The organism is Lentzea sp. NPDC051208, assembly GCF_040682435.1.
Lineage (GTDB): Bacteria > Actinomycetota > Actinomycetes > Mycobacteriales > Pseudonocardiaceae > Lentzea > Lentzea kristufekii.
In genome coordinates this window covers 50442-65055 of the sequence record NZ_JBFBAW010000003.1, presented here as the reverse complement: position 1 = coordinate 65055, position 14614 = coordinate 50442, and the positions used below count along the sequence as shown (strand labels likewise).

The 14614-nt window shown below is 67.7% G+C and carries 14 protein-coding genes; 7 read left to right on the top strand and 7 right to left on the bottom strand.

The features are described from left to right. Positions 1 to 15 precede the first annotated feature (15 nt). The 6 genes from AB0M48_RS07510 (at position 16) to AB0M48_RS07485 (ending at position 4944) form a co-directional block, all read left to right on the top strand. Positions 16 to 816 (top strand): ABC transporter ATP-binding protein, encoded by an 801-nt coding sequence (locus AB0M48_RS07510; protein WP_363836775.1) that lies wholly within the window; start codon positions 16 to 18, stop codon positions 814 to 816. A 3-nt stretch (positions 817 to 819) separates the two neighbouring features. Further along, positions 820 to 1722: a glycosyltransferase family 2 protein gene (locus AB0M48_RS07505; RefSeq protein ID WP_363836773.1), complete on the top strand. Its 903-nt coding sequence runs from the start codon at positions 820 to 822 to the stop codon at positions 1720 to 1722. Between the two features lie 76 nt (positions 1723 to 1798). Next, complete coding sequence (locus tag AB0M48_RS07500; RefSeq protein ID WP_266041090.1) at positions 1799 to 1993, top strand: hypothetical protein; 195 nt, start codon at positions 1799 to 1801, stop codon at positions 1991 to 1993. A 40-nt stretch (positions 1994 to 2033) separates the two neighbouring features. Beyond that, positions 2034 to 3263, top strand: coding sequence for a sugar ABC transporter substrate-binding protein (locus AB0M48_RS07495; protein WP_363836770.1), 1230 nt, complete (start codon positions 2034 to 2036; stop codon positions 3261 to 3263). Then, positions 3260 to 4135, top strand: coding sequence for a sugar ABC transporter permease (locus AB0M48_RS07490; protein WP_363836767.1), 876 nt, complete (start codon positions 3260 to 3262; stop codon positions 4133 to 4135). The genes AB0M48_RS07495 and AB0M48_RS07490 overlap by 4 nt, the downstream gene beginning before the upstream one ends. Next, positions 4132 to 4944: a carbohydrate ABC transporter permease gene (locus AB0M48_RS07485; RefSeq protein ID WP_363836765.1), complete on the top strand. Its 813-nt coding sequence runs from the start codon at positions 4132 to 4134 to the stop codon at positions 4942 to 4944. Before AB0M48_RS07490 ends, AB0M48_RS07485 begins: the two co-directional genes overlap by 4 nt. On the opposite strand, the gene AB0M48_RS07480 is transcribed toward AB0M48_RS07485, so the two are convergent. The 7 genes from AB0M48_RS07480 to AB0M48_RS07450 all read right to left on the bottom strand — a co-directional run bounded on the left by AB0M48_RS07480 (position 4945) and on the right by AB0M48_RS07450 (position 13404). Further along, entirely contained in the window at positions 4945 to 6807 is a 1863-nt protein-coding gene (locus AB0M48_RS07480; protein ID WP_363836762.1) for a glycosyltransferase, read from the bottom strand. It lies immediately after the preceding gene. Positions 6808 to 6875: 68 nt separating this feature from the next. Further along, positions 6876 to 8747: a glycosyltransferase gene (locus AB0M48_RS07475; protein ID WP_363836759.1), complete on the bottom strand. Its 1872-nt coding sequence runs from the start codon at positions 8745 to 8747 to the stop codon at positions 6876 to 6878. 6 nt (positions 8748 to 8753) lie between these two features. Further along, a complete protein-coding gene (glf, locus tag AB0M48_RS07470; protein WP_363836757.1) occupies positions 8754 to 9962 on the bottom strand; it encodes a UDP-galactopyranose mutase in 1209 nt (402 codons plus the stop codon). An 18-nt stretch (positions 9963 to 9980) separates the two neighbouring features. After that, positions 9981 to 10379: a DUF2304 domain-containing protein gene (locus tag AB0M48_RS07465; RefSeq protein ID WP_363836754.1), complete on the bottom strand. Its 399-nt coding sequence runs from the start codon at positions 10377 to 10379 to the stop codon at positions 9981 to 9983. Between the two features lie 10 nt (positions 10380 to 10389). Next, the gene (locus AB0M48_RS07460; protein ID WP_363838300.1) at positions 10390 to 11133 is read right to left on the bottom strand and encodes a glycosyltransferase family 2 protein; all 744 of its coding nucleotides are present in this window, start codon (positions 11131 to 11133) and stop codon (positions 10390 to 10392) included. 7 nt (positions 11134 to 11140) lie between these two features. Further along, positions 11141 to 12391 (bottom strand): hypothetical protein, encoded by a 1251-nt coding sequence (locus tag AB0M48_RS07455; protein ID WP_363836752.1) that lies wholly within the window; start codon positions 12389 to 12391, stop codon positions 11141 to 11143. Then, positions 12388 to 13404, bottom strand: a complete 1017-nt coding sequence (locus AB0M48_RS07450) for a glycosyltransferase (protein WP_363836750.1) — start codon at positions 13402 to 13404, stop codon at positions 12388 to 12390. Before AB0M48_RS07450 ends, AB0M48_RS07455 begins: the two co-directional genes overlap by 4 nt. Before the next feature lie 52 nt (positions 13405 to 13456). Between AB0M48_RS07450 and AB0M48_RS07445 the strand changes: the two genes are divergently transcribed. Next, on the top strand, positions 13457 to 14554 hold the full coding sequence (locus AB0M48_RS07445) for a UDP-N-acetylglucosamine 2-epimerase (RefSeq protein WP_363836748.1): 1098 nt from the start codon (positions 13457 to 13459) through the stop codon (positions 14552 to 14554). Positions 14555 to 14614 lie beyond the last annotated feature (60 nt).

Here is a 14614-nt window from a genome sequence, read left to right as displayed (position 1 = left end):
AGGAGGTCGACACTCATGGTCAGCATCGACGTCTGGAACGCATCGGTCGACTTCCCGATCTTCGACGCGAAGTCGAGGTCGCTGAAGAAGCTCGCGCTCGGCAAAGTCGGCGGCAAGATCGGCTCAGAGGGTCGCGTGCCGATCATCGAAGCGCTGCACGACATCACGCTGTCGATCAAGGACGGCGACCGCGTCGGCCTGGTCGGCCACAACGGCGCCGGCAAGTCGACGCTGCTGCGCCTGCTGGCGGGCATCTACGAGCCCACCCGCGGCCAGTCGCGCATCGTCGGCAAGGTGGCGCCGGTCTTCGACCTCGGCGTCGGCATGGACCCGGAGATTTCCGGGTACGAGAACATCATGATCCGCGGCCTGTTCCTCGGCATGAGCCGCAAGCAGATGGAATCCCGCGTCGACGACATCGCGCAGTTCACCGAACTCGGTGACTACCTGCAGATGCCGCTGCGCACGTACTCGACGGGCATGCGCGTCCGGTTGGCCCTCGGCGTGGTCACGTCGATCAACCCGGAGATCCTGCTGCTCGACGAGGGCATCGGCGCGGTGGACGCGGCGTTCATGGCGAAGGCCCGCGACCGCCTCAAGAACTTGGTCGCCCGCTCAGGCCTGCTGGTGTTCGCGACCCATTCCGACGAGTTCCTCGCGGAGTTCTGCGACAAGGCGATCTGGATGGACGAGGGCCACGTCAAGATGTTCGGAAGCCTGCGCGAGGTGCTGACCGCGTACAAGGGGTTCGACCCCTTCGAGCGGATGCACCAGCACGAGGAGACCCCCGTCCTCAGCGGAAACGGTGGCGAGTAGAGCATGAACCTCGAGGCACTGCCCAAGGGCTCCGTCGTCGCGGTGGTGGTCACCCGCCACCGCAGGGAGCTGCTGGCCGAGTCGCTGAAGGCCCTGGCGACCCAGACACGCGTTCCCGACCACCTGGTCGTCGTCGACAACGGTCCCGACCAGCCCGTCGGAGACCTCGTCGAGCAGTGTCCGCTCCCCACGACGTACCTGCCGTCGCACCGCAACCTCGGTGGCGCGGGTGGTTTCGCGCTGGGCATCCTGCACGCGCTCTCGCTGGGCGCGGACTGGGTGTGGCTGGCCGACGACGACGGCCGCCCGGCCGACGAGCACGTGCTGGCCGTGCTGCTGGAGGAGGCGGACCGCAGGGGTCTCGCGGAGATCTCCCCCGTCGTCACCAACATCGACAGCCCGGACAAGCTCGCGTTCCCGTTGCGCCGCGGCCTGACGTGGAAGCGCTCGGCCGCCGAACTCGGCACGGACTTCCTGCCGGGCATCGCCTCGCTGTTCAACGGGGCGCTGTTCCGCGCCTCCACGCTGGACGTCGTCGGTGTGCCGGACTACCGGCTGTTCTTCCGCGGCGACGAGGTGGAGGTCCACCGGCGCATGGTGCGGTCAGGGCTGCCGTTCGGCACGTCGCTGCGGGTCGCGTACGTGCACCCGGACGGCTCGGACGAGTTCAAGCCGATGCTGGGCGGCAAGTTCCACGCCCAGGACCCGGAGAACCCGATCAAGCGCTACTACACGTACCGCAACCGCGGGTACCTGCTGTCGCAGCCGGGCATGCGCAAGCTCGGTGCTCTCGAGGTGTTCCGGTTCGGGCTGTACTTCCTCGCCGTGAAGCGGGACCCGAAGGCCTTCGTCGAGTGGCTGAAGCTCGTGCGCCTCGGTCAGCGGGAGCGCTTCTTCCGCAAGTGAGCCGGTCTGCCGAGGGCGGAATCGCTACGAGCGGAACCGCCCTCCGCAGCGCTCCTGAACGCGGTTGGCTGCTCTCATGAGCAAACTCGTGCTGTTCCTCGCCGCCAACCCGAACCCCATCTCCCTCCCGGTCACCGACGAGACGCGGGACGACCTCGCGCCGCGGCTGACCCAGATCGTCCGCAACGGGCACACCCAGCCGATCCCAGGGCCTGACGGCCGCGAGTACGTCGTCAACTTCGCGAACGTCGTCGTCGCCCACTTCGAGTAACCACTCGCGCACTTCGAGTGATCGGAGTAAGACGGGGTGGGTGATTTCCCGACGCAGACTTCTGTCCCTGGCCGGCGCGAGCGCGTTGCTCGCGGCGTGCGGTTCGAACACCGGCAGGGGTGGCAACGGCCAGGCCCTCAAGCAGTGGTACCACGCGTACGGCGAGCCCGGCGTGCAGCAGGCCGTGGAGCGCTACGCCAAGGCGTACACCAAGACCCAGGTCAACGTGCAGTGGAACCCCGGCGACTACGACTCCAAGCTCGCGACGAGCCTGCTGTCCGACGGCGGACCGGACGTCTTCGAGTCCACCCCGCAGATCAGCTCGGTCCGGGCGGGTCAGCTCGTGCCGCTCGACGACGTCTTCGGCGACGCCAGGAGCGACTTCTCCGAGTCGATTCTCGCGACGCACACCGTCGACGGGAAGGTCTACGGCGTGCCGCAGGCCGTGGACATGCAGATGTTGTTCTACCGCAAGAGCCTGTTCGCCCAGGCCGGTGTGCGACCACCGTCCACTGTGGATGAGCTGATCGACGCCGCGAAGCGCCTCACGACGGGTTCGGTCAAGGGCCTCTTCGCCGGCAACGACGGCGGTGGCGGCGTGCTGGGCGGGCCCGCGCTCTGGTCGGCCGGACTCGACTACGTGCGGGACCACCAGGTCGGGTTCGACGATCCCCTTGCGGCGACGGCGATCGGCAAGCTCCGCGAGCTCTACACGAGCGGCAGCCTGTTGCTGGGCGCGGTGAAGGACTGGGCGGAGCCGGACGCGTTCACGCAGGGCCTGGTCGCCATGCAGTGGACCGGGTTGTGGGCGGTGCCGGCGGTCGCCAAGGCGCTGGGTGACGACTTCGGCGTGCTGCCGTTTCCCTCGCTGGGTGCCGGCGGTTCGGCGAGTGTGCCGGTCGGGGCGTTCGGCGCGATGGTCAACGCGAAGTCGAAGAGGATCGACGAGGCCAAGGACTTCGTGCGGTGGCTGTGGATCGAGAAGACCGACTACCAGGAGGACTTCAACCTGGGCTACGGCTTCCACATCCCGCCCCGCAAGAGCATCTCGGAGAAGGCCTCGAAGCTGACGTCGGGTGCGGCGGCCGACGCGGTGAAGTTCGTGCGGGACAACGCGAAGGCGTCCAACCCGCCGGACTGGACCTCGGTGATGCGGACGGCGTTCAACGACGCCGTGTCACGGGTGGTCCGTGACGGCGCTCCGGCCGACACCGAGCTGAAGGCCGCGGCGGGTGTGGCGAGGGACGAGCTGAAGCGCCTGTACGGATGAGGCACGGACGCGCGTTCTGGCTGTTCGTGGGGCCGTTCGCCGCCGGGCTGCTCGTGTTCGTGTACGTGCCGATCGGGTGGAGCCTGCTGCTGTCGTTCTTCGACGCGCGCAACACGGTGACACCGACCGAGTTCGTCGGGCTGCGCAACTACGCGGACATGCTGACCGACGGACCGTTCCTGAGCAGTCTCGGCACGTTCAGCGTGTTCGCGGCGTTCATCGTGCCGCTGACGTTCGTGCTGGCCCTCGCACTCGCGTTGCTGGTCAACCAGATCAGCTTCATGCAGGTGTTCTTCCGATCGGTGTTCTTCCTGCCGACGGCCTGCTCGTACGTCGTGGCGTCGCTGGTGTGGAAGCTCTCGATCTTCAACGGCCTGCGCTCGGGGCTCGCGAACACGGTGCTGGGCTGGTTCGGCGCTGATCCGGTCGCGTGGACGGTCTCGACGTCGCCGCCCTGGTACTGGCTCGTGCTCGTGACGCTGCGGCTGTGGTTGCAGCTCGGGTTCTACATGATCCTGTTCATCGCGGGCCTGCAACGGATTCCCGTCGTGCTGTACGAAGCAGCGGCGCTGGACGGCGCGCGGTCGTGGCAGGCGTTCCGGTTCGTCACGCTCCCCCAGCTGCGCACCACCTCGGTCGCCGTGCTGCTGCTCCTGCTGATCGGCGCGTACCAGGCGTTCGACGAGTTCTACAACGTGCTCGGCACCGACCGCGGCTATCCGCCGTTCGCCCGGCCACCGCTGATCTACCTGTACTACACGGCTCTGGGCAGCGGAGGGCAGGACTTCGGGCACGGCAGCGCGGGCGCGGTGATCCTGACGTTGCTGATCGTCGGCGTGACACTGCTGCAGGGAAGGGCGGTGCGGCGGTGAAAGCTCTGCGGTACTTGGCTTTGTCCGTGGCGGCCGTGCTGTTCCTCGTGCCGTTCTACCTGGTGGTGCGCAACGGGCTGGTGTCGGAGTCGGAGATCAGCGCGACGTCGTGGACGTTCCTGCCGTCGTCGGTGCGCTGGGAGAACTTCGGCGAGCTGTTCAGCGATCCGGCCGTGCCGTTGGTGCGGAGCATGGTGAATTCGTTGGTGGTGGCGGTCTTGCAGACCACCGGGCAGCTTTTGCTGTGCTCGCTCGCCGGTTACGGGCTGGCACGGATTCCGTACCGGTACGCGAATGTCGTGTTCTACTTCGTCGTCGCCACTTTGATGATTCCCGCCGCGGTGACGTTCGTGCCCACGTTCGTCGTCGTGTCGACGCTGGGCTGGGTCTCCGACCTGCGCGGACTCGTGATTCCCGGACTGTTCAGCGGGTTCACGGCGTTCCTGTTCCGGCAGTACTTCCTGAACTTCCCCCGGGAGCTGGAGGAAGCCGCGCGAATCGACGGACTCGGGCACTGGGGCACGTTCTGGCGCGTTGTCGTGCCGAACTCACGTGGGTTCTTCGCGGCACTCGGAGTGATCGCTTTCGTGACTTCGTGGAACCAGTTCCTGTGGCCGTTGGTCATCGCGCAGGACCAGGACTCGTGGACCGTGCAGGTGGCGTTGTCGACGTTCCTGACGGCTCAGTCGATCAACGTGCACGAGCTGTTCCTGGCTGCGGCCGTCTCCATCACCCCGCTGGTCATCGTGTTCGTGGCGATGCAGCGGTGGCTGGTGCGCGGGGTGACGGAGTCCGGGATCAAGGGGTGATCAGCGCTCGAAGACCTTCCGCCACGCCTCGGTGGACGTCAGTTCCGGCAGGGCGTCGCGGTAGACGCGCTTGAGCTGGTCCCACTCCTGCCCGAGCCGGCGGTAGTTGCGGGCCGCCCGCTTGGCCAGCGCGCGGAACTCCTGCGGGTCGCGCTTGTAGAAAGCCACCGCGGTGCCGTCGGCGGTGGAGACGGTGGCGCTGTCCAGGTTGCCGAGCAGGAACCACCGGGCGCTGAGCGCCGGCACGTTCATCTGCGGGCGGCCTGCCGCGTCGGGAGCGGGGTTGCGGAAGTTGTGCAGCAACGACTTCGCGGCGCGCTTGGCGGTGGTGATCTTCGACTGCGACGGCTGCAGCAGGGCCTCGGCGCGCACCTGGTCGAAGGTCGGCGGCGGGAACTCCCTGGCCGACGGCAGGGTCTGCGCGTCGGAGTACTCGGCACGCAGCTTGCGGACCTCGGGCAGTGCGGTGCGCAGCGAGTCGAAGAGCAGCGACGGGCCGGCGAGGAAGTCCTCGATCGCCTTCTGCTGCAACACGACGGTCGAGTACTCCATCGACAGCAGGTGGCGCAGCGTGAGCTTCAGGCCGTGCTTCACGATGCCGTTCTTCACGTCGTACGGGCTGTGCAGCGCGGCGAGGATCAGACGGTTGCGCGTGTGGAAGTACGCCTGCCAGTCCGTCGAGTCGTTCTTGTCGGTCCACGGCATGTGCCACACCGCGGAGCCGGGCAGGGACACCGTCGGGAAGCCGTGCTCCAGCGCCCGCAACGAGTACTCGGCGTCGTCCCACTTGATGAAGAGCGGCAGCGGGTAGCCGCTGCGGCGCACGACCTCGCGCGGGAACAGGCACATCCACCAGCCGTTGTAGGTGGCGTTGACGCGCGGGTGCAGTTCCTTGGTGTCTCGCAACGAGTCGGTCGCGAAGTTGTGGTCGGTGACCGCGCCGGGCGCCGCACGCCAGAAGCACGTGTTGAGGTCGACGATCTCCGCGAAGCTGTGCAGGCGGGCCCGCGAGTACAGGTTCAGCATGTGGCTGCCGACGATCACCGGCTGGGCGGCGGCGCGGGCGAACGCGTTGGAGCGCAGCACCGCGTCCGGTTCGAGCCGGATGTCGTCGTCCATCAACATGATCTGGTCGGCGTCGGTGTTCTCGATCGCCTCGAACATGCCGCGGGTGAACCCGCCGGAACCACCCAGGTTGTCCTGCTCGATGACCTCGAGCTTGTCGCCGAGCAGTGCCGCGGCCTCCGCGTAACCCTCGGTGTCACGGACCTTCACTGCACCCTGGTCGGCGACGAACACCTTGCAGAGCACGTCGAGCACGGCCTTGTCCTCGCCGAGCGCGCGCAACGCGATCACGGCGTCGACCGGGCGCATGGTCGTCATGCCGATGGCGACCGTCTGCGCGGGCAACGGCTCGCGCACGGTCCAGGCCGCCTCTCGGATCTCGAGCGGCGCGTCGTCGGTGAAGACGTCGAACCAGATCCAGCCGCCGTCCTCGAACGGCTTGAGCGACACGGTGAACTCGACGTCGGTCCACTCGGCCGCGTCACGGACGTACTGGCCCTCGATGTGGATGATGTCGCCGGACGGCCGCGAGCGGTACACGTCGACACGACCGGTGCCGCGCACCGCCATGCGCAGCACGACCTCGTCGACGGTCGTCCAGCGCTTCCAGTAGGAGGCCGGGAAAGCGTTGAAGTACGTGGAGAAGGAGACCTTCGCCGACGGGGGAACCGTGGTGCTGCGGCGGGACGCGACGTGGCAGTGCACCGAGTCCGGCTCGTCCAGGTAGAGCGGCCGGACGTCGAGCGGATCTTCGTCGCGGGGCAGGATCACCCGTTGCAGCACGCAGTTCTGGTCCACAGACCTTTCCCCTCACTAGAGCGGGCGGCCCGGAAGATCCGGACCGCCCGTGCAAAGCGTTGTGTGAATCAGAGGTCGTACAACCGCGACCAGGTGTCGCGACTGGTGAGCTTGCCCATCGCATCCCGATAGGAGCGCTGCATTTCCGGAGCCCTGCGGTACAGCTCCCGGAAGACCTTGGCGCCCTGCTTGGACAGGCGCACGGCGAGTTCCTTGTCCCTCTTGCGGACCCGCACGCCTTCCTGCGACGCATCGGTCACGACCGCCGTGTTGAACAGCGAGACGTGCCACCATGCCGAGTCACCAGCGGGAACGGCACCGGCCTCGTGCACGGACTTGCCGAGCAGCTGGTTCACGAGCCGCTTGGCGAACACCGGCGCGATCAGCTTCGGCGTCGGCGCGGCGCTGATCATCGGCAGGCTGCCCGGCTTGAAACCGGGGATCTCCGACGCCGGGTGCCGCACCGTCTCCGGGAACTCGGCGCGCAGCTTGCGGATGTCCGCCGCCGCCTGCACACCGCCGTCCGCCAGGAAGTCCGGGCCCTTCAGGAAGTCCTCGATCGCCTTGAGCTGGGTGGCGGCGAGGCCGTACTGCATGCCCAGGATGTACGTGGCGAACTGCTTGGCCATGCCGCGCACGATCATCTTCGGGTCGAAGCGGCTGTGCAGCGCGGAGGTGATCAGGGCGTTGCGCAGGTTGAAGTACCTGTGCCAGTCGTCCCAATCCTTCCAGTGGAAGTCCGCGTGCCAGACACCAGCACCAGGCAGCGACACGGTGGCGAAACCGTGTTCACGCGCTCGGTAGCCGTACTCGATGTCGTCCCACTGGAAGAACAGCGGCAGCGGGTAGCCGACCGCCTTCACGATCTCCGACGGGATGAGGCACGACCACCAGCCGTTGTACCCGGCGTCGACGCGCTTGTCCTGGACGTTGCGCTTGCCCGTCTCCTCGTCGTAGCCGGTGAGGTCGGCGTTGAAGAGCGCGCCTTCCACGACCTGGCCCGGCGCGAGGGTGTCGAGGTTCGCGTACTCGGCACCGACGTGCAGGAAGTTCGGGTGCAGCAGGTAGAGCATCTGACCGCCGACGATCGTCGGCTGCGTCGTGCGGTTCGCGAACGCGGTGAGCCTGATGACGATCTCGGGCTCGCACAGCACGTCGTCGTCCATGAACAGGACGTTGGCGTGCTCGGCGTGGTCGATCTCGGTGACCTCGTAGAGGCCGCGCGTGAAGCCGCCGGCACCGCCGAGGTTCGGCTGCCGGATGTAGCGCAGCTTGGGCCCGAGCGCGGCCGAGACCTCGGCGAACCGCTCACGCGACTCGACGGCGTCCGTGCCCTGGTCGACGACGTAGACCGTGTCGACGAGCTTCAACGGCTCCGGGTCCGACGCGAGGGCGGCCATCGTGTTGAGGCAGTCGTCGACGCGGTTGAACGTGCAGATGACCACGGCGGTCGGTCGCACCGTCTTCGGCGGCGCGACCGTCCAGCGGACCTTCTCCACGACGAGCGAGTCTTCCGCGGTGATCACGTCGAACCAGAGACCACCGCCGTCGGTGAACTTGTCGATCTTCGCGGTCAGGCGCACCTGCTGCGCCTTCGCGCCGGCGACCTTCTCCGCGACGACCGTGCGCGTCTCACCCTCGGAGTCCGAGGCGACGAGAGCGACCTGGCCGGAGCCGGTCACCTCGAGCTCGAGCTCCACCTCGGGGCTCACGCACCACCGCTGCCAGTACGACGCGGGGAAACGCCCGAAGTAGGTGTTCATCGAGACCGTGGCGTTCGGGTGGACCACCATGCGGTGACGTTCCCGCTCCGCGATCCCGCGCTTCACCTCGGCGTACAGGTCCTCCGAGACGATCTGGGAGGGCCCCGCGAACAGGCCGCGCTGCGTCAGCAGCTTCTCCGGCGCCTCGTGCTCCACGAGGTTGGACTTGCCCGGCATTGCGATTCAGTCCTCCAGCGACCCGTCCAGCGCCTGACCGGACGCCAGGTGCGGAGCGATCTTGTTGTCGAACACGCTCAGCGCAGAACCGATCGCCATGTGCATGTCCAGGTACTTGTACGTGCCGAGGCGCCCACCGAAGATCACGTTGCGCTCCGCGGCTTCCTTCTTGGCCAGCTCGCGGTAACGCTCCAGCTTGGTGCGGTCCTCAGCCGTGTTGATCGGGTAGTACGGCTCGTCGTCCTTCTCCGCAGCGCGGGAGAACTCCCGAACAATAACCGTCTTGTCGCTCGGGTACTCGCGCTCCGGGTGGAAGTGGCGGAACTCGTGGATGCGCGTGTACGGCACGTCCGCATCGTTGTAGTTCATGACCGGCGTGCCCTGGAAGTCGCCGATCGGCAGCACTTCCTGCTCGAAGTCGAGCGTACGCCAGCCGAGCCAGCCCTCGGAGTAGTCGAAGTAGCGGTCCACCGGGCCGGTGTAGACGATCGGCGTGCCGGCGGGGATCTCGTCCTTGACGTCGAAGTAGTCCGTGGACAGCTTGACGTCGATGTTCGGGTGGTCCGCCATCTTCTCGAGCCACGCGGTGTAGCCGTCGACCGGCAGGCCCTCGTAGGTGTCGTTGAAGTAGCGGTTGTCGAAGTTGTAGCGCACCGGCAGACGGCTGATGACCGCCGCGGGCAGCTCCTTCGGGTCCGTCTGCCACTGCTTGGCCGTGTAGGCCTTGATGAACGCCTCGTAGAGGGGACGGCCGACCAGCGAGATCGCCTTCTCCTCGAGGTTCTTCGCGTCCTTGGTGTCGATCTCCGAGGCCTGCTCGGCGACCCACGCCTTGGCGTCCTCGGGCGACATGTAGCGACCGACGAACTGCGAGATCAGGCCCAGCCCCATCGGGAACTGGTACGCCTGACCGTCGTACATCGCGAAGACGCGGTGCTGGTAGCTCGTGAACGAGGTGAACTGGTTCACGTAGTCCCACACGCGCTTGTTGGACGTGTGGAACAGGTGCGCGCCGTAGCGGTGCACCTCGATGCCTGTCTCGGGCTCTGCCTCCGAGTAGGCGTTGCCTCCGATGTGGTCACGCCGCTCCAGCACCAGCACCCGCTTGTTCAGCTGGGACGCGGTGCGCTCGGCGACCGTGAGACCGAAGAATCCGGAACCGACGACGATCAGGTCATAACCTGCGAAGCTCACGGCAAGCGAGGTTACCTGCATGCCCGGAGTGCCCCGAATTCAGGGCTGGGCTCGGAGAAGTTGTTCTTCGGCCGTCGCGACGCGCTTGTCCAGCTCGGCACGCACGCCTTCCAGCTCACAGCGCAGCAACGCGATCTCCTCCACTGTGGTGCGCACCTCTTCTTCAAGGTGACCCACCTCACTGGACAGTTGCAGCACGACGAAGAACAACACGAATGCGGCGCCCGCCAGCACGAAGTTGGCTGCGAGCTGGACGCCGGTGATGTCGGACAGCAACGACGGCAACCCGGGAACAGCACCCAGCACGACGACGCCGAGGGCGAGCACGAGCCACATTCCGGCGTATTTCTCGCGCAGCTTGCGGCGCCGCATCATCTCGATCACGACGACGAGCACGAGCGCCGCCGCGATGACGGCCATCAATCGGAACTCGGACACAGGAGTCTCCCTATGCGGCTTCGAGGGAGCCCGTCTTGGGCTTCCTCCGCACGATCGCGAGGACCAGCGCGAGCGTGGCCCGGAGCAAGTAGACGGCGGACTTCACGGGCGAGGTGCTCGGCGTGCCACCCGCGCGCATGCGCATGGCGACGGGCACCTGCGTGATCTTCAAACCGGCGCGCACCGCCATCACGAGCGACTCCAGGGTGTCACCGAGGTACTCCGCCGGGTAGTGCGCGGCGAACAGGCGCACCGCACGCGGGCCCGCTGCCTTGAAACCCGAGGTGACGTCGGTGAGCTTCGTCCCGGAGAGCCCGGAGAGCACGACCGAGAAGACCTTCATGGCCCAGCGGCGGGGGCCACGGGCCTTGTAGTCGCCCTTGCCTGCGAACCTCGCGCCGATGACCAGATCGGCGCGGTCGAGCTCGCGCAGCAGTTCCGGAACGTCAGCGGGGTTGTGCTGGCCGTCGGCGTCGACCTGGACGACGACGTCGAAACCGTTGCGCAGGGCGTAGCGGAAACCGGTGCGCATTGCACCGCCGACACCGAGGTTCACCGCGAGACGGGCCACCTGGGCGCCGCTCTCGCGGGCGCGCAGCGACGTCTGGTCGGTGGACCCGTCGTCGATCACGAGCACGCCGACGTCGGGCAACGCCGCTTTGACCTCGGCGATGATCTTTTCGATGCTGTGCTCTTCGTTGAGAGCGGGCAGAACGATGAGCACTCGCCGGTAGTCGACCGAGTCAGACACAATGCGCAGCCTAACCGTGTTGGTTCGCGGCGTTCACGCCGCGGTGCAGGACGAACGCGCAAGCGCAGGCGGCACCGATCGTCGGTGCGATCGCCAGACCGAGCACGGCACGGGTGACCGTGTCACCCGGCCAGAACAACAAGGTCGCGGCACTGCTGCCGGCGACCACCGCCCACACGACGAGCACCAGGCCCGCCTGCTTGCGGGCGACCAGCACGGCCGCGAGCAACAACGTCGCTCCCAGCAGCACCGACGACCACGCGAGGCCCGCAACCGCCCAGCCGGTCACCACGTAGCCCGGCCCGTAGACGGTCCTCACCAGCCAGGGACCGATGAACCAGCCGACCACGGCGCCGAGCCCGCCCAGCACGACCGCACCGGCGACGCCCTTCACCAGCAGCGCCCGCAGGCGGTTCGCACCGCTCTCGTCCTGGGACAGCCGCACGACCAGCGGCACGGCCATCGCCTGCACCGGTTGCAGGAGCAGCAACGGCGCCCGCGCCACGATGACCGTCGCGAACAGCGCGCCCAGTGCCGGGTTCGCGCCGTCACCGGTCAGCAGGTTCACCATGGCCGGGTAGCCGGTCAGCACCGATGCGGTGAGCGCGGCGCCGAACATCAGCACGACCACGCGCCGCACCAGCGGTCCCCACGGCTCGGCGCCTTCGCGGGTGCTCACCGTCTTGCCGGCGGAGAAGATGAAGAACAGCCACGCGAACGAGCCCACGGCCACGGCGACCGACATCGGTACCAGGTCGGTGAGGCCCGCGACGAGCAGTCCTCCCACCACGAGCACGCGAGCGGCAGCCTCGACGACCACGATCCCGCCGTAAGCGCGCACGTGGTCGTGGCCGATGAGCAGGCCGCGCACCGTCACCTGGACCGCGAACCCGATCCCGCCGGCCAGCGCGACGAGGCCCAGCACGGAGTGCCCGCTGAACAACCTGTCGCCGATCGGCGGGACCAGCGTCAGCAGGCCCGCCAGCGCGACGACCACGCCACCGGCCAGAGCGGTCTGCACCGCGGCGAACCCGGTGCGCTCGCCGCGCAGGGCGGCGTGCGCGGACAGCCGCGAGACCTCCTGCTCGATCGGGCCGACGGCGGCGCCGAACGCGAAGAGAACGCCCCAGTAGCCGTTGAAGACCGCGAAGTCGCTCGTGGACAGCAGCCGGCCGGAACCGATCTGCAACAGGGTGCCCAGCGCCGTCCCGACGAGCAGGGCGGCGCTGACCGTGCCCAGCGAGCGGCCGAGCGTCTTCACTTGCCGAAACGCTTCCGAATCGCCATCGAGAGACCGCGCGCAGCACCCGCGCCGAAGCAGGCGGCGAAGACCGGCAGCAGCTTCGCGACCGAGAACGCCTGGTCCTTGCTGGCGCCGCTCTTGCGCGCGATCGCTCCCGCGGCACCGGAACCGAGCACCGCGAGCACCAGGGCGAGCAGCGGCCGCTTCACGAGGACGAAGAGACCGGCCACCCCGACACCACCGGCCGCGAACATCGCGTTGCGCACCGGGCCGGGCGAGTCGAGGTACCCGTCGACGAACGTGGTGCCGCGGAAGTACGCGTGCTTCACGAACTTCTGCAGCGAGTCACGGCTGTTGTACTGCGCCGCGAAGCCCGGTGCGATCCAGATCTGACCGCGCTCGGCGATCGAGCGGAGCATGCGGGTGTCGTCGCTCGCCATCCGCACGTCGTCGTACAGCGAGGAAAACGAGACCGCGGCCTCCTTCAGCACGTCCTTCGGGGCGACGAAGAGCGTGGTGCCCTTGGGGAACGCGTCGAAGTCCTCGGCGCTGAAGGACATGAGCCGCGGCTCGGCGAGGTAGCGACGCCACGCGACGGCGACGAGACCGGCCATGAAGCCCGCGTACGGGTTGCCCTTGGTGTCGGTCTCGATGTGCCCGTTCCACACCGTGCGCTCGGGGTGCGCGGCGAGCTGGTCGCGCAGGAAGACGAGGGACTGCGGGTCGATGATGACCCGGCTGTCGATGAGCAGGACGAGGTCGCCCTTCGCGGCCTCGACACCCGCGAGGCGGGCGGCGAAGCGGCCGCTGTTCTCCTGCGAGATCACGGTGACGTCGAGCTCGGCCAGGCGCTTGGCCGTGTCGTCCGTGCTGCCGTCGTCGACGACGATGATCTCGGCGGGCCAGTTCGCGTTGGCGATGGCGGTCTTCAGCGCGCCGACCGAACGTCCGATCCAGTCCGGTTCGTTGAAAACCGGGATCACGATGCTCAGGCTGGGGACGTTGTCGAGGGATTTGCTCCGGCTCGTCACACCTGACAGTATCCAGGCGGTCCGTTGATCCCCAGCCTCAGGGGTCCATCCCGTGATCGCCTTCATCGCAGGTACCACCGCTGAACTCATCAAGGTGGCGCCCGTTTACCACGCGCTCGTCGCCCGCGGTTCGAAGCCGCTGCTGTGGTTCACCGCGCAGCACTTCGACGAGGTCGCCGACGTCCTTGAAGACCTCCAGCTGCCCGAGCCGGACCTGTGGCTGGTGCCGCGGGGCAAGGCGCGCAACCTGGAGACTCCCAAGCAGGTTCCCGGTTGGGCGTTCTCCGTCGCCCAGACCGCATGGGACCAGCGCAAGGAACTGCGCCGCTCGCTCACCACGGACGGCAAGCCCGGCCTGGTGGTCGTGCACGGCGACACCTTCACCACCCCGTACGGCAGCCTCATCGCCCGCCGCCTGCTCGGCGCCCGCGTGGCCCACGTCGAGGCCGGCATGCGCTCGGGCAGCCTGCTCTCGCCGCTGCCGGAAGAGCTCAACCGCCGCATTGCGACGAAGCTCACGGACGTCCACTTCGCCCCGTCGCAGAACGAGGTCGACAACCTCCGCGGCGCGCGCGGTGTGGTCGTGAACACCGGCGCGAACACCGTGATCGACGCGATGCGCCTCGCGATCAACGCGAACACCACGGAGGACCTCCCCGAGGAGTTCGGTCTCGCCACGTTGCACCGCTTTGAGCTCGTGTCGCGCACGGACAAGTTCCGCGAGGCGTTGGAGCTGCTGAGGAAGGCCAGCGAGAAGACTCCGATGCTGTACCTGGCCGGAGCGCCGGAGCGGGAGCGCATCGAGCGTCACGGCTGGGGTCACCTGTTCGACAACGAGCGCTTCATAATGCGTCCCAAGAAGCGTTACCTGCAGTTCCTGCCGATCCTGGCGCGCGCCAAGTTCGTCGTCACCGACTCCGGTGGTCTGCAGCAGGAGTGCTCGTACATCGGCATGCCGTGCGCGATCCACCGCGAGCGCACCGAGACCAAGCAGGGCCTCGGCCAGAACATCGTGCTGACCGGCATGGAGACCTCTCGGCTGGAGAAGTTCCTCGGTGAGTACGAGACGCTGCGTCGTCCGTCCATCATGGAGAAGTACCACCCGAGCGAGATCATCGCGGACACGCTGACGCAGCTCGGTTACGTGTAGTCCGGTCGAACGACACACAGGCCGCCTCACCGATCCGGTGAGGCGGCCTGTGTCGTGTGT